Source organism: Paraburkholderia sp. BR10872, from assembly GCF_040965835.1.
Taxonomy (GTDB): Bacteria; Pseudomonadota; Gammaproteobacteria; order Burkholderiales; family Burkholderiaceae; genus Paraburkholderia; species Paraburkholderia nodosa_A.
In genome coordinates this window covers 87133-101092 of sequence record NZ_JBFRCN010000024.1, presented here as the reverse complement: position 1 = coordinate 101092, position 13960 = coordinate 87133, and the positions used below count along the sequence as shown (strand labels likewise).

General features: G+C 66.9%; 14 protein-coding genes and 1 riboswitch. Of the genes, 5 read left to right on the top strand and 9 right to left on the bottom strand.

From position 1 onward, the window contains the following. Nucleotides 1-17 precede the first annotated feature (17 nt). A complete protein-coding gene (locus AB4Y43_RS20000; RefSeq protein WP_342948292.1) occupies nt 18-1115 on the top strand; it encodes an enolase C-terminal domain-like protein in 1098 nt (365 codons plus the stop codon). Nucleotides 1116-1126: 11 nt separating this feature from the next. Here the strand turns inward: AB4Y43_RS20000 and AB4Y43_RS19995 are convergent, their stop codons facing one another. The 4 genes from AB4Y43_RS19995 to AB4Y43_RS19980 form a co-directional block, all read right to left on the bottom strand. Continuing rightward, the gene (locus tag AB4Y43_RS19995; protein ID WP_368728591.1) at nt 1127-1819 is read right to left on the bottom strand and encodes a hypothetical protein; all 693 of its coding nucleotides are present in this window, start codon (nt 1817-1819) and stop codon (nt 1127-1129) included. Between the two features lie 111 nt (nt 1820-1930). Beyond that, on the bottom strand, nt 1931-2899 hold the full coding sequence (locus AB4Y43_RS19990) for an ROK family protein (RefSeq protein WP_368728590.1): 969 nt from the start codon (nt 2897-2899) through the stop codon (nt 1931-1933). 43 nt (nt 2900-2942) lie between these two features. After that, a complete protein-coding gene (locus AB4Y43_RS19985; RefSeq protein WP_368617392.1) occupies nt 2943-3260 on the bottom strand; it encodes a hypothetical protein in 318 nt (105 codons plus the stop codon). Between the two features lie 42 nt (nt 3261-3302). Next, a riboswitch (SAM-I-IV-variant riboswitch) is annotated at nt 3303-3406 on the bottom strand. A 104-nt stretch (nt 3407-3510) separates the two neighbouring features. Next, nucleotides 3511-5265, bottom strand: a complete 1755-nt coding sequence (locus tag AB4Y43_RS19980; protein ID WP_368617391.1) for an IlvD/Edd family dehydratase — start codon at nt 5263-5265, stop codon at nt 3511-3513. A gap of 223 nt (nt 5266-5488) precedes the next feature. Here AB4Y43_RS19980 and zwf point away from each other — a divergent pair, with 223 nt between their 5' ends. Continuing rightward, nucleotides 5489-7123, top strand: coding sequence for a glucose-6-phosphate dehydrogenase (gene zwf, locus AB4Y43_RS19975; protein WP_368728589.1), 1635 nt, complete (start codon nt 5489-5491; stop codon nt 7121-7123). Nucleotides 7124-7145: 22 nt separating this feature from the next. After that, on the top strand, nt 7146-7985 hold the full coding sequence (locus tag AB4Y43_RS19970) for an ROK family protein (RefSeq protein WP_083245078.1): 840 nt from the start codon (nt 7146-7148) through the stop codon (nt 7983-7985). 16 nt (nt 7986-8001) lie between these two features. Here the strand turns inward: AB4Y43_RS19970 and AB4Y43_RS19965 are convergent, their stop codons facing one another. Continuing rightward, a complete protein-coding gene (locus AB4Y43_RS19965; RefSeq protein ID WP_069262312.1) occupies nt 8002-8946 on the bottom strand; it encodes a LysR family transcriptional regulator in 945 nt (314 codons plus the stop codon). 138 nt (nt 8947-9084) lie between these two features. Between AB4Y43_RS19965 and AB4Y43_RS19960 the strand changes: the two genes are divergently transcribed. Together AB4Y43_RS19960 and AB4Y43_RS19955 are read left to right on the top strand one after the other, a co-directional pair. Then, nucleotides 9085-10302 (top strand): FAD-dependent monooxygenase, encoded by a 1218-nt coding sequence (locus tag AB4Y43_RS19960; RefSeq protein ID WP_368617389.1) that lies wholly within the window; start codon nt 9085-9087, stop codon nt 10300-10302. 99 nt (nt 10303-10401) lie between these two features. Then, on the top strand, nt 10402-10926 hold the full coding sequence (locus tag AB4Y43_RS19955) for a cytochrome b (RefSeq protein ID WP_368617582.1): 525 nt from the start codon (nt 10402-10404) through the stop codon (nt 10924-10926). A 3-nt stretch (nt 10927-10929) separates the two neighbouring features. Here the strand turns inward: AB4Y43_RS19955 and AB4Y43_RS19950 are convergent, their stop codons facing one another. The 4 genes from AB4Y43_RS19950 to pqqE are packed head-to-tail and all read right to left on the bottom strand — an operon-like array spanning nt 10930 to nt 13960. Next, nucleotides 10930-11358 carry a biopolymer transporter ExbD gene (locus tag AB4Y43_RS19950; RefSeq protein ID WP_069262315.1) on the bottom strand — a complete coding sequence of 143 codons (429 nt, stop codon included), beginning with the start codon at nt 11356-11358 and terminating at the stop codon, nt 10930-10932. Then, the gene (locus AB4Y43_RS19945; protein WP_069262316.1) at nt 11355-12053 is read right to left on the bottom strand and encodes a MotA/TolQ/ExbB proton channel family protein; all 699 of its coding nucleotides are present in this window, start codon (nt 12051-12053) and stop codon (nt 11355-11357) included. Before AB4Y43_RS19945 ends, AB4Y43_RS19950 begins: the two co-directional genes overlap by 4 nt. A gap of 13 nt (nt 12054-12066) precedes the next feature. Further along, nucleotides 12067-12828 carry a TonB family protein gene (locus AB4Y43_RS19940; protein WP_368617388.1) on the bottom strand — a complete coding sequence of 254 codons (762 nt, stop codon included), beginning with the start codon at nt 12826-12828 and terminating at the stop codon, nt 12067-12069. 13 nt (nt 12829-12841) lie between these two features. After that, entirely contained in the window at nt 12842-13960 is a 1119-nt protein-coding gene (gene pqqE, locus AB4Y43_RS19935; RefSeq protein ID WP_368728588.1) for a pyrroloquinoline quinone biosynthesis protein PqqE, read from the bottom strand.

Here is a 13960-nt window from a genome sequence, read left to right as displayed (position 1 = left end):
CACACGCGCGAGACATCATGAATGCCACCCGATTGACGCGCCTCGAAGCGCGCGCCTATACGATCCCCACCGACCTGCCCGAAGCGGACGGCACCATCGCCTGGCGTTCCACCACGCTCGTGCTGGTTGAAATCGATGCGCTCGGCTTCACCGGCGTGGGCTATACCTATGCGCATGCGGGCGCCACAGCGCTCGTGGAGAGCGTGCTCGGCGACGCCGTGCGCCAGCACGACCTCTTCGACACCGCGCGCATCAACCTCGAAATGCAGCGGGCCGTGCGCAACATCGGCCGGCCGGGCCTCGCGGCCTGCGCAATATCGGCCGTCGATGCCGCGCTGTGGGACCTCAAGGCGAAGGCGCTCGGCATCCCGCTGTGCGCGCTGCTCGGCATGCAGCGCGAGCGCGTGCCGGTGTACGGCAGCGGCGGCTTCACGAGCTACGACCTGAAAACGCTCACGAAGCAGTTGCGCGGCTGGGTCGAGAACGACGGCTGCGCGTGGGTCAAGATGAAAGTCGGCTCGCACCCGGCCGACGATCCGGCGCGCGTGGCGGCGGCGCGCCAGGCGATAGGCAGCACGGCGGGCCTCTTCGTCGACGCCAACGGCGCCTATGAGATCGAGGAGGCGCAGCGGCTCGCGCAATGCTTCGCGCAAGAGGACGTGCAGTGGTTCGAAGAGCCGCTTTCTTCGGACGACCGCCGCGGCCTCGCCGCGCTGCGCGCCGCCCTGCCCGCGCGCATGGCGCTCGCCGCGGGCGAATACGGCTATACGGCAGACGACTTCCGCGCGCTGCTGGAAACCCACGCCGTGGATGTGCTGCAGGCCGACGCCACGCGCTGCTGCGGCATCACCGGCTTTCTGCAGGCCGACGCGCTGTGCGATGCGTGGCATACGCCGCTCTCCGCGCATTGCGCGCCGGCGCTGCATCTGCACGTGGCATGCTCGGCGCGGCGCCTCGTGCATATCGAATGGTTTCACGATCACGCGCGCATCGAGGCCATGCTGTTCGAGGGCGCGCCGCGCCTGCACGCCGGACATATCGCGCCCGACCTCGCGCGCCACGGCCATGGCCTGACGTTCCGGCACGCCGACGCCGAACGCTACGCGGTGCGCTGACGCGCAGTCATTCAACTGTCAGGTGGCCGCGCGGGCACCTGCTGCCAGACGCCTGGGCAGGTCCGCACGTACGGGTAGTAGGTCTGCGACGCGATGCAGTAGTACCACACGCCGTATGGCGCCTCGCCGCCCTGGCCGCCCTGGCCGGTTTGATCGCCTTGCCCGTACTGCTCGTTTTGATCGTACATATTGGCGCCGCCGTACTGGGGCTCTGCCTGGTACTGAGCCTGGCCCTGGCCTTGTTCGATCCACTGCGTGGGCTGCGAGAAGTCGCCGGAAACGTAGGGGTAGTAGACGCTCGCGACGTACGGCGGATAGTAGTACGGATAGAACGGAGAGCCGTAGATGAAGCCGGGGCCGAAGTAGAAGCCGACGCTCGCCGATCCGCAACAGCCATACCAGCCGTGATAGTGGCCGCCGTGATACCAGCCGTAGCCGTGGTAGTAGCCGCCATGGTAGTAGCCGCCGTGGTAATAACCGCCGTGATACCAGGCGCCGCCGTTATAGCCACCGTGGTAGCCGCCGCTCCAGCCGCTGCTGTGATTCGCGCCGCCGTAGCCGCCTCCCCAGCCGCCGCCACCACCGCCGCCCCAGCCGCCACCGCCGCCATGCACCCAACCGCCGCCTCGACCCGCGCTTGCCCCGGCGCTGATGCATAGCGCCACGAGCACGAGCAGGAGTCTGCACAATTCACGCGCTTTCATGATGCTTACCCCGGTAGCCGCTGACCGAAACGCTGACCGATAGCCGTCTGGCTTCATAGATTAGTTTAGGCGTCGGAAGCCCGTTTTTCCTGTGCGGGCGAACACGGCGCGCTACGGCTCGCGCCAGTCGTCCTGCCGCGCGATGATGGCCGCACCGATGAGTCCGCCGTCCTGCCGGAATGCGCCCGGAACGACGACGCGTTCGCGAAACTGCCGCAGCGTGCGCTTGCGCACGGCCGCGTCCAGCGCGTCGATCAATGGGGCCACATTTGAAAGGCCGCCGCAAACCGGGACGACCGAAGCGCCCGTGATATTGACCACGGCTGCGAGCGGTTCGCATACCAGCGCGAGCCACGCGCAAACGGTGCGCCGCGCGCGCTCGCCGCCTTGCTGCCAGTCGTCGAGAAGGGTGTGGCTGTCTTTCTGCTCGTCGTTCAGGAGTGCGTGGAGCCGTTCCAGACCGCGTGCCGCGCCGATGGTGTCGACGCATCCCACTCGCCCGCAGCCGCAACGCAATGCCATCACGGGCTCCGCGTGGCCCATGCCGTCGAAGTCGACGTGCGTGCTGACCGGCAGCCCGTGGCCCCACTCTCCCGCTATGCCGCTCGCGCCGCCCACCACGCGGCCGCCCACGACCAGCCCGCCGCCGACACCCGAGCCGAGGACCACGCCGAACACGACATCGTGGCCGGCACCCGCGCCCTCGACGGCCTCGGCCAACGCGAGGCAGTCCGCGTCGTTTGCAATGCGTATGCGCCGCTTGAGCCGGGAGGACAACTCCGCGCCGAGCACGCGGCCCGAGACACATGGGACGTTGGACGCGCAAATCACGCCGCTTGCGGGATCGATCGCGCCTGCCATCGAGATGACGAGAGGCGAGCGGGTCTCGCCAATATGCCGGGCCGCCAGGGCTTCGAGGGTCGCGCCGAACGCCTCCCAACTGTCGACGGGGGTCGGCACGCTTTCGACGAGGCGCACGCTGCGCGGACGGTCCGATACACCGAGCCTGATGTAGGAGCCGCCGATGTCCGCGACAAAGACGCGTGAGTGTTGCCCTTGTTCAACGCTGATGTCTGGCACCCTGGCTCCTCGTTAAGTGCATCGGCGACGCCGGCCTTTGGTTTCAGCGGGCGCGCACGAAATGATGCTCTATCTTCGCGCGCAACACGCCGTCGACGGCCGCGAGCCGTTCGCGCAGCCGGGCCGCCCGGCGTTCGGTCATGTCGCCAAATACGATTTTTTGCTCGAGCACGTCGCCGAAGCGGGTCACGGCCCATCGGTCGACGACCACCTGTTCGCCGTCGAGCACGCCGGCGGCGGTCGACACGACGCCGAGATCCAGACCGGACACCAGATGCACGGTGTGAGTGAGCGTGAAACCGGGGAGGCAGTGCGACAGGTCTTCACAGACGGTCGACGAGGAGGAGATATCTTGATGCATGGTGGCTCCGGATGAAGGTTGATCGAACCGGTGCCAGCCAGGCTGTTCCCGTTTCGTTGCCGTGAATCGGCCGCATCGCCTCGAGGGCTTCCACCTTGCCCGGGAGGGCAGGTTGGCGTCGGTCAGTCCGACTCTGGATGCTTTGCTGCTGCATGGTGTTTCTTGTTCGCTATTCCGAACGAGCTTTCATTATACCGAAATCAGGACGCCGGGCAAGAAGTGCGGCCACCCGGCTCTCCCGGCCCGCAAGCTACTTCCTGGGCACTGCGCCACGCGATTCGACCGCCCTGAGGAAATCGAAATCGGCGCCCTTGTCTGCCTGGGTCACGGTGTCGAGAAAGAGCTTGTGATAACCGCGGCTTGCCGTGGGCGCAGTCACCGGGTTCGCCTGCGCCCGGCGCCGCAGTTCGTCTTCGTCCACGAGCAGCGTAATCTCGCGGTTGGCCACGCTCAAGCGGATGCGGTCGCCGTTACGGACCTGCGCTAGCGGGCCGCCGATGGCGGCTTCCGGCGTGACGTGCAGCACGATGGTTCCGAATGCCGTGCCGCTCATGCGTCCGTCCGAAATCCGCACCATGTCCTTCACCCCGGCCCGCGCCAGCTTCTTCGGGATCGGGATGTAGCCGGCCTCGGGCATGCCCGGCGCGCCTTTGGGTCCGATGCGCTTGAGGACGATCACGTCGTCGGCGTGGACGTCGAGATCGTCGGAGTCGATGCGGTGCGCCATATCGGTCGCGTCCTCGAACACCACCGCGCGGCCCTCGTGCTCCATGAGCGCCGCCGAGGCGGCCGATTGCTTGATGACCGCGCCACCCGGCGCGAGATTGCCGCGCAACACGGCCAAGCCGCCCTGCGGGTAAATGGGCGCGGTGAGCGGCTTCACCACGTCCTGCGCGAAGCGCGGCCCGGCGCGCTCCATCTCCTCTCCGAGGGTGCGGCCGGTCACGGTCATGGCGTCGAGATGCAGCAAGGGCTTCAGTTCATGGAGCAGCGTGGCCATACCGCCCGCCCGATGAAAATCTTCCATGTAGTGCTCGCCGGACGGCTTCAGGTTGAGCAGCACCGGCGTTTCGCGGCCCATACGGTCCACGGCGTCCAGATCGATGTCGAAGCCCATGCGCCCGGCAATCGCTGCGAGATGCACGATGCCGTTGGTCGACCCGCCGATGGCCAGCAGCACCCGCAAGCCGTTTTCGAACGACTCGGCGCTGAGCACCTGGTCGATGGTGAGCCGCCGTCGCGCCATCTCCACGACTTGCGCGCCGGTCTGCTCGGCCACGCGCATGCGGTCCGAGCTCACCGCTGGAGGCGAGGCCCCGCCCGGCATCGTCATGCCCATGGCTTCCGCCACGCAAGCCATCGTGCTGGCCGTGCCCATGACGGCACAGGTGCCGACGCTCGGCACGAGGCGGTCGTTCACCTCGGCGATCTCATCCGCCGTGACTTCGCCCGCGCGAAACTTGCCCCAGTAGCGGCGGCAATCCGTACACGCGCCGACGCGCTCGCCGCGATGCGCGCCCGTCATCATCGACCCGGTAACGAGCTGAATGGCCGGAATGCCCGCCGACGCCGCGCCCATCAACTGGGCGGGCACCGTCTTGTCACAGCCGCCGATGAGCACGACCGCATCCATGGGCTGCGCGCGAATCATCTCCTCCGTATCCATCGACATGAGGTTGCGCATGAACATGCTGGTTGGCTGCGAAAAGCTTTCGTGGATGGAAATGGTCGGGAATTCCATCGGCAAGCCGCCCGCCAGCAGAATGCCGCGCTTGAGCGCCTCGAGAAGCTGAGGCGCGTTGCCATGGCACGGGTTGTACGCGCTGCCCGTGTTCGTGATGCCGATGACGGGTCGCGCCAGCGCGTCGTCGGTATATCCGGCGCCCTTGATGAAGGCCTTGCGAAGGAACAGCGAGAAGTCGGTGTCGCCGTAGTTCGTGAGTCCGCCGCGCATGCCCTGCGGATCATGGGGATCTTTTTCGTCGGGGGAGTGCTTATCGGACATAGCCACCATCCTCGGGTCGGTTCAATCAGCCTGGTCGAAGTTGCCGCCGCCGGTAAGGGTACTGCGAATTGCGCAATCAGCGCGGGGGAGAACGGCGTGACATGAGTGCCCACGATATTACAAAACGCCTTCGATGGCGGAATGAACTCAATGCGCGCAAACTCGGTCAGTCAAGGAACCGGACTTGCTCGCTGTATTCATTTCGGCCCACTGAAGCGAAATCATGTCGACGAAACCGACTCACCCCGCGACCCAGCCCCACGCTTCCAACGAAGCTTCCCGCGCGGCCCCCAGCGCGAAAGTGCCTGCGCATCCGCACGGCGCACCGGCCGCGCCCGCCTCGCCCGTTGGCAAGCATCCCGCACCGCCCTGCACGCTCGTGATCTTCGGCGCGGGCGGCGATCTGACCAAGCGCCTTTTGATGCCGGCGCTCTACAACCTCGCCGTCGACCGCCTGCTCGACGACGGCATGAAGATCATCGGCGTGAATCATGGCGAGCGCGAAACGAAGGCGTGGGTCGACGATCTGCACGCCGCGCTGGAGAAATTCGCCGCCGACAAGGCGAGTACCTTCCACGCCGGCAAGCTCGACGACGAGGCGTGGGACTGGGTCGCGCAGCGGCTCACCTACATGGCAGGCGAATTCGAGGACGACAGCGCGTTCGAGCGCCTCGCGCAGCAGCTGAACGGCAAGTCGCGCGGCAACGTCGTGTTCTACCTCGCCGTGGGCGCGCGCTTCTTCAAGCCGATTATCGAGCGTCTCGGCAAGGCGGGGCTGCTCGACGAGGGCAACGACAGCAACGGCGCGTTCCGCCGCATCGTGATCGAAAAGCCCTTCGGCGCCGATCTCGCTTCGGCGCGCGACTTGAACGAGCATGTGCTGCGCTTCGCGAGCGAATCGCAGGTCTATCGCATCGACCACTTCCTCGGCAAGGACACGGTGCAGAGCATACTCGCGCTGCGCTTCGCCAACGCCATGTTCGAGCCCGTCTGGCGGCGCGAGTACATCGACAGCGTGCAGATCACGGCTTCGGAAGTGATCGGCGTGGAAGGCCGCGGCAAGTTCTACGAGCAGACCGGCGCGTTTCGCGACATGGTGCCCAATCACCTGTTTCAGCTGCTCGGCATGGTCGCCATGGAGCCGCCCAACTCGTTCGACGCCGAAGCCGTGCGCAACAAGAAGGCCGACATCTTCGATGCGCTCAAGCCGCTCACGCCCGACGACGTGGTGTTCGGTCAATACGCGAAGGGCCCGGCGGGCGTGGGCTACCGCGAAGAACCGGACGTGGCGCAGGACAGCCGCACCGAAACCTATGCCGCCGCTCGCGTGCAGATCGACAACTGGCGCTGGGCGGCCGTGCCGTTCTATCTGCGCACCGGCAAGCGCCTCGCCGCGCGGCGCACGGAGATTTCGGTGCAGCTGAAGAGCGTGCCGTTTCTGCTCTTTCGCGACACGCCGGTCGATACGCTCACGCCCAACGTGCTGACGCTGCGCATCGATCCGTCGCATGGCACGAGCTTCGACTTCAACGTGAAGACGCCGGGGCCAGTCGTGCAGATCGGCCCGGTGCATTCGTCGTTCGACTACGACGACTTCTTCGCGGAGCGTGCCAATGTCGGCTACGAAACCCTGCTCTACGATTGCATGCTCGGCGACCAGACGCTCTTTCAACGCGCCGATGGCATTGAGGCGGCATGGTCGACGGTGGATGGCGTATTGCACCCGGAACTCGACGCCGCGCTTCCCGTGTACGAGTACGCCGCGGGCAGCGAAGGCCCGGCGCAGGCGGATGCACTGCTCGCGCGCGACGGCCGCGCGTGGCGCACCCTCGCGCCGGCGCCGGCGAAGAAGACGTGAACCAGACAGCCAAGGAGAACGTATGACCAAAATCGAAAAAGCGGTGAAGAAAAGCGCTGTGAAAAGCGCGGTAAGTGCAACGCACACCTCGAACGACATCGAAAATATTCTCGCGATCGACGTTGGCGGAACGGGCCTGAAGGCCGCGATCATCGACGCGAGCGGCGCAATGCGCACGCAGCGCGTGCGCGTGGCGACACCGCATCCGTGCCCGCCCGCCTTGCTGGTCGAAACGCTCGCGACGCTCGTCGGCCCGCTGCTCAAGCAGTATCCGGCGACCCACGTTTCGATCGGCTTTCCTGGTGTCGTGCGCAACAATCATGTGATCACGGCGCCGCATCTCGGCCCCGACGACTGGAACGACGTGCCGCTCGCGCAGATGCTCGGCGAGCGCCTGGGCATTGCGTCGGTGCGCATGATCAACGACGCGGAAATGCAGGGCCTCGCCGCGATCGAAGGGCAAGGCCTCGAATTCGTGATGACGCTCGGCACGGGGGTAGGCACGGCCATGTTCCGTGATGGCGAACTGATGCCGCACCTCGAACTCGCGCATCATCCGGTCAGCCGGAAGCGCGCCTACGACGAGTACATCGGCGACGCCGCGCGCAGCAAGGCGGGGAACAAGCGCTGGAACGCGCGCGTCGAGAAGATCATCGGCATACTCGACTCGCTCGTGCACTACGACAAGCTCTGGATAGGCGGCGGCAACGCGGCGCGCCTCACGTTCGATCTGCCGCCGAACGTGGCCACCGTGCCGAACGACCGCGGCATCGAAGGCGGCGCGCGCCTGTGGCATCCGCGTTCGGTGCGCGAAACACGGCAGTTGCCCGCGGCCACGCAGCGCGCAGGCAAATTCCGCTAGCGGGATCGTTCGAGGCTTAGGCGCGGGCCGCGCCGCTACCCTTGCGCGCTTGCCCGCCGCCATCCGCGAAGAGTTCGATCACGCGTTCGCGCAGCCAGCGATTGCCTTCGTCGTGCTGCACGCGCGCGTGCCAGAGCAAATGAATCGGCGCGGCGGGCAGCTTCATGGGCAGCGCGCTCAGGCTCAGCGAAAACGGCTTCGCCAGTTGCAGCGCCAGCCGCTCCGGCACCGTGGCGATCAGATCGGTGCGCTCGAGGATGTAGCCCACGCTCATGAAGTGCGGCACCGAGAGCCGCACCTGGCGCTTCACGCCGCGCCGTTTCAGCCATTCGTCGACCTGTCCGTGCCCCGTGCCCGCCGACACCACCACCAGATGCTCGGCCTCGCGCCAGGCCGCGAGCGTGAGCGGCGCATTCTCCAGCGGATGCCCGCGCCGGAAGAGGCAGACATAGCGCTGATCGAAGAGACGCCGCTGATAGAAGCCGCCTTTGAGTTGCGGCAGCAATCCGATGGCGAGATCGACCCGGCCGTCGGCCATCTCTTCGCTGAGATTGACGCCCGTATTGCGCACGGTGTTGAGCGCGACGCCCGGCGCTTCGCGCGCGAGGCGCTCGAGCAGCGCGGGCAGGAACACGACCTCGCCGATGTCGGTCATGCCGATCGTCATGGTGCGCGTGGCGCGCAACGGATCGAACCCGGTCACGGGATTGAGCGCGCCGTGCAGCGTGGCGAGTGCCTGCGCGACCGGCTCTGCGAGACGCAGCGCGAACGGCGTGGGCACCACGCCGCCCGGCCCGCGCACGAAGAGCGGATCGCCCAGCAGGCGGCGCAGCTTCGCGAGCGCGTTGCTCACGCCGGGCTGGCTCATGTTCATCTGCTCGGCCACGCTCGCCACGCGCCGCTCGCGCATGAGCCGATGAAAAAGCAGCAGCAGATTGAGATCGATGTCGCCCAGTTCCATTCATTCAATCCAGTGATGAAGCAGATTCCTTCCATTTTATTGTGGAATGAGAAGCGGCTGCCGAGAATACGGACACGGTGTGAGCGTGATGAAGCAGCGCCAGCCGACCCCACCTATATGAATATCGGAGACACAGTCATGAAATCACGTGATCTGAAGATTGCGATCGTCGGCGCTGGCATCGGCGGCCTCACACTGGCTCTCGCGCTGCGCGAGCATGGCATCGACGCGCAGCTCTTCGAGCAGACCGACGAGCTGCGCGAAGTGGGCGCGGCCGTCGCCCTCTCGGCCAACGCCACGCGCTTCTACGAGCGCATGGGCCTGCGCCCGGCCTTCGAGAAAGTCTGCGCGGAAGTGCCGGGCCTCGTCTATCGTGACGGCCGCAGTGGCGCGGTGATCGGCCACCATCGCGGCGCACCGGACTCCCGCGGGCAATTCGGCGGCTCGTACTGGGGCGTGCATCGCGCCGATCTGCAAGCGGTGCTGTCGGGCGCGGTCGGGCTCGAGCGCATCAAACTCAGCCATCGGCTCGTCGATCTCGCGCAGCAACCCGACCACGTGAGCCTGACGTTCGCCAACGGTGAACACGTCGATGCCGATCTCGTGATCGGGGCGGACGGCGCGCGCTCGGTCATCCGGCGCTGGATGCTGGGTTACGACGACGCGCTGTATTCGGGCTGCTCGGGCTTTCGCGGCGTGGTGGCCGCGGAGCGCACGGACCTGTTGCCCGATCCCGAGACCATTCAGTTCTGGGTCGGGCCGGGCGGCCATCTGCTGCACTATCCGATTGGCGACAAGGGCGACCAGAACTTCCTGCTGGTGGAGCGCCATCCGTCGCCGTGGCCGTCGCGCGAGTGGGTCATGCCTGCCCAGGAAGGCGAGCAACTGCGCCTTTTCAGGGACTGGCACCCGGCCGTCGTGCAGATGATCACCGCTGTGCCGATCAGCCAGCGCTGGGGGTTGTTCCACCGCCCGCCGCTCGGCCGCTGGAGCAAGGGCCGCATCACGTTGATCGGCGACGCCGCGCATGCGCTCGTGCCGCACCACGGCCAGGGCGCGAACCAGTCGATCGAGGATGCCGTGGTGCTGGCCGACCAGCTGGCGAAGGCGGGCTCGGGTAACTGGCGCGAAGCGCAGCAAGCCTACGAGCGCCTGCGCCGGGGCCGCACGCGCAAGGTGCAGTACGCTTCGATCACCACGGCGGACGTGCTGCATCTGCCCGACGGCCCCGCTGCGCAGGAACGCAACGCCCGGCTCGGCTCGCGCGAGGGCGTGCTCAATCATCTGGACTGGATCCACGATTTCGACGCGCTTGCCCAGGAGCCGAACGAGCGCCAAGGGGGAACGTGGCTTTAAGGGTGACCGGCAAGCTGCACAGTTAATGATCCGTTAATCTCGGCACGCTAGAATCGGCGCTTTCAACCGACCCTTTCTGAGCACGGAGCGCCCATGCAAATCGCTGCCGATTCGCGCTACGACCTCGTAGCGCGCCTGCTTCACTGGCTCGTCGTCGCACTCGTCGCGGCGCAGTTCGTGATCGGCTGGACCATGCCCGATGTGCACCGCGACACGCGCCCCGTCGGCGAAATTGCGTGGCACCTGGGCGTCGGCACGGCGCTCGTCGCCGCCATGGTGTGCCGTCTGCTCTGGCGCGCCACCCATCGCCCGCCGCCCGACGACCAGACGCCGTTCATGCGTGCCGTGGCAGCCCTCACCCATGCCGGCCTCTACGCACTGCTCATCGCGGTGCCCATGCTCGGCTGGATCAACGCGTCGTCGCGCGCGTGGGACGTCACGCTGTTCGGCGCCATTCCGCTGCCCGCGCTCTCCCCTGCGGGGTCGTCGTTCGGGCACGCCATGGGCGACGTCCACAGCGTGCTCGCGTGGGTGCTGTTCGCGTTCATTTGCCTGCATGTGGCCGCGGCGCTGTTTCATCGCTTTGTGCTCAAAGATCGCGTGCTGCAGCGCATGAAGCTTTAGTCGTTACTGGCCACGCCGCGGCGGGTCCGGCTCGGTCACGAAGCCGACCTTCGCGAGTCCCGCGGCGCTCGCCGCCGAGAGCTGCTTCGCGACACGCCCGTACGGCGTGGCGCGATCGGCCGAGAGCCGGATTTCAGGCTGCGGCGTGAGCCGCGCGGCTTCTACCAGCCGCGCCGATAGAGCGGACTCCTGAACAGGCTGCCCGTTCCAGCTCATGTGGCCAAGCGCATCGACGACGATGTCGACGTGCGGCGCGGCCAGGTCCTCACGCTGGCTGCTCGCGCGCGGCAACGCCAGCTGCGCAGCATGGTGCAGAACCGGCAGCGTCACCATGAAGATGACGAGCAGCACGAGCATCACGTCGATGAGCGGCGTCATGTTGATGTCGGCCGTCGGCATCGCTTCGTCTTCCAGATCGCGATCGTCGTTCATACCCGTTCCTTCATCGTCCCACGCGGCGCAGGCGCGCTGCCTGTGAGCAACAGCGCGTGTACGCCGTATGCGAAGCGGTTGAGCTGCGCGACGATATCGCGCGAAACACGCGCAAGCGCGTGATACCCAAGCACGGCGGGAATCGCCACGCACAGGCCGAGCGCCGTCATGATGAGCGCCTCGCCAACCGGCCCCGCGACGTGTTCGAGACTGGCGTCGCCACTCGCGCCGAGTGCGAGCAGCGCATGGTAGATGCCCCACACGGTGCCGAGGAGGCCGACAAAAGGCGCCGTGCTGCCGATCGAGGCAAGCAGGCCGAGACCGCGCTGAAGACGCGTCGAGCTCTCGTTCACCGAAGCCCTGAGGCTGCGCAGCAACCACTCGCTCAAGTCGACGCGCCCGCGATGCGCAGCGCCGCTCGCCCCGTGGTGCGCCAGCGCGCGCTGGCCTGCGCTGGCCAACTCGAAGAACGGCGTGCCCGCGGGCCCCAATGCATCGACGCCATCGTCGGCGTCGACGGCTTCCCGGAAGCGTCTTTGCGCGAAGCCCGAATGGCGGCGCAGACGCGCGAACTCGAACGCCTTCACTACGATCACCGACCACGACACGACCGACATCGCGATGAGCAGCGCCGCCACGAAGCGCGTCATTGGATCGCCCTGGGTCCACAGGTGCGCGATTCCATAGGTTGGCATGAGATCCTCCGTTTCATTCGCTGAGGGTGAACGTGAACGGCACGTCGGCACGCGCTGGCGCCGCCTTGCCGTCCTCGGCATAGGGCTGGCAGCGGCTCGCGAGCGCCGCGTCGCGCGCCGCTTCGTCGAGCCTCGCGTAGCCGCTGGTCGTCGCTACACGCGCGGCGACTACGTGGCCGTCCGCTGCGGTATCGACTTCGATGATGGCCGTGCCCGCCTCGGCGCGGCGCAAGGACTGCGCGGGGTAGTCGGGCTTCGTGAGCGCGCAATCCAGATGGGCGACGCGGCGCGGCACGTCCACGGCAGGTGCCTGAGCGACGGGCGCAGGTTGCGATCGCGGCTGCGGTCCAGCTATGCGCTCCGTCGGCGTCGCGGCTTCGGGGGCAGCATGTGCGGACGGTGGTGGCGTTAGCGGCGGCGGCGTGCGTGCAATGCTTTGCGCACGCACAGGCGCAGGTGGACGGGTTCTAGCCGACTGCACACGATTATTCTGGATTGCTTCGTGAGTGGGTCGGCTCGGCGAAGACGTTCGCGCAGGCGCTTCGTTCTTGTTCGACACAGGCGGAATCGGCGCGATCAGCACGGCGTCAACGACCCTCACGCGCACCGGCATCGCGTGCGACGCGGGCGCCTCCCATCGCGCCACCGCAATCAGCGCGGCATGCAGCGCGAGCACGCCCGCGACCACACCGGCGATTGCGGCACGCCGCCCGAACGGGTGCTGGCCGAACGCCGCAGGCTCACCGCGATCGAAGCGCGCAACGACCGACGCCATGTCGATTCTCCACTCAAAGCGCGAGCGAGTTCTGCCGGCTGCGGAACACGATCGGCCGCTCGTCGTCGCGCGTTGGCCGTCTTGCGAATTCCACGGCCTGCACGATGCGGTCGTGATGCGGCGACTTCCCGCACACCGGGTCGACCGCGGCGGCGTCGCCGGTCAGGAGGTAGGCCTGGCATCGGCAACCGCCATGATCGGCGTGACGCTCGTCGCAACTGCGGCAGGGGTCGCGCATCCAGCCATCGCCGCGAAACGTGTTGAACGCTTCGCTCTCGTACCAAATCTGCCGCAGCGGCACGTCGCGCACGTTCGGCAACACGAGGCCCGGCAACGAACGTGCCGCGTGGCAAGGCAACGCCGCGCCGTCGGGTGCCACGCCGAGAAACACGCTGCCCCAGCCGCTCATGCACGCTTTGGGCCGCTGTTCGAAGTAGTCGGGCACGACGAACAAAATGCGGCACCGATCGCCAATCCGGGCGCGATAGCGGTTCACGGTCTCCTCCGCTTCGCGAAGCTGCTCGGCGGTGGGCATCAACTGGTCGCGATTCAGCATGGCCCAGCCGTAATACTGCGTGTTCGCGAGCTCCAGATAGTCGGCGCCCAGTTCGAGCGCCATGTCGATGATCTGCGCGATGTGCGGCAGATTGAAACGATGCAGCACGCAGTTGAGGACCATGGGATAGCCATGCGCCTTCACGAGCCGCGCAACGTTGCGCTTCAGTTCGAACGTGCGCGTGCTCGTGAGAAAGTCGTTGAGTTCGCGTGTGGAATCCTGCATCGACACCTGAATATGATCGAGCCCGGCCGCCTTGAGCCTCTCGATGCGCTCAACGTTCAAGCCGATCCCGGACGTGATCAGGTTCGTATAGAAGCCAAGCTGGCGCGCATGCGCGACGAGCGCTTCCAGGTCGTCGCGCAGCAGCGGCTCGCCGCCGGAAAAGCCGATCTGCGCCGCGCCCAGTTCGCGAGCGGCGCTGATGGTCGCGCGCCATGTTTCGGTGTCGAGTTCTTCGCCGTGCCGCGAGAAGTCCACCGGGTTGTAGCAGAACGCGCAATGCAGCGGGCAGCGGTAAGTCAGCTCGGCGAGCAGCCAGAGCGGCTTGGGCAGGGGGGCAGGAGCGGTCGCCAT

Excerpts from the sequence above, each read along its gene's own strand:
- AB4Y43_RS20000 (WP_342948292.1), top strand. The coding sequence starts at position 18 with ATGAATGCCACCCGATTGACGCGCCTCGAAGCGCGCGCCTATACGATC.
- AB4Y43_RS19995 (WP_368728591.1), bottom strand. The coding sequence starts at position 1,819 with ATGAAAGCGCGTGAATTGTGCAGACTCCTGCTCGTGCTCGTGGCGCTA.
- AB4Y43_RS19985 (WP_368617392.1), bottom strand. The coding sequence starts at position 3,260 with ATGCATCAAGATATCTCCTCCTCGTCGACCGTCTGTGAAGACCTGTCG.
- AB4Y43_RS19980 (WP_368617391.1), bottom strand. The coding sequence starts at position 5,265 with ATGTCCGATAAGCACTCCCCCGACGAAAAAGATCCCCATGATCCGCAG.
- zwf (WP_368728589.1), top strand. The coding sequence starts at position 5,489 with ATGTCGACGAAACCGACTCACCCCGCGACCCAGCCCCACGCTTCCAAC.
- AB4Y43_RS19970 (WP_083245078.1), top strand. The coding sequence starts at position 7,146 with ATGACCAAAATCGAAAAAGCGGTGAAGAAAAGCGCTGTGAAAAGCGCG.
- AB4Y43_RS19965 (WP_069262312.1), bottom strand. The coding sequence starts at position 8,946 with ATGGAACTGGGCGACATCGATCTCAATCTGCTGCTGCTTTTTCATCGG.
- AB4Y43_RS19960 (WP_368617389.1), top strand. The coding sequence starts at position 9,085 with ATGAAATCACGTGATCTGAAGATTGCGATCGTCGGCGCTGGCATCGGC.
- AB4Y43_RS19950 (WP_069262315.1), bottom strand. The coding sequence starts at position 11,358 with ATGAACGACGATCGCGATCTGGAAGACGAAGCGATGCCGACGGCCGAC.
- AB4Y43_RS19945 (WP_069262316.1), bottom strand. The coding sequence starts at position 12,053 with ATGCCAACCTATGGAATCGCGCACCTGTGGACCCAGGGCGATCCAATG.
- AB4Y43_RS19940 (WP_368617388.1), bottom strand. The coding sequence starts at position 12,828 with ATGGCGTCGGTCGTTGCGCGCTTCGATCGCGGTGAGCCTGCGGCGTTC.
- pqqE (WP_368728588.1), bottom strand. The coding sequence starts at position 13,960 with ATGGCGACCGCTCCTGCCCCCCTGCCCAAGCCGCTCTGGCTGCTCGCC.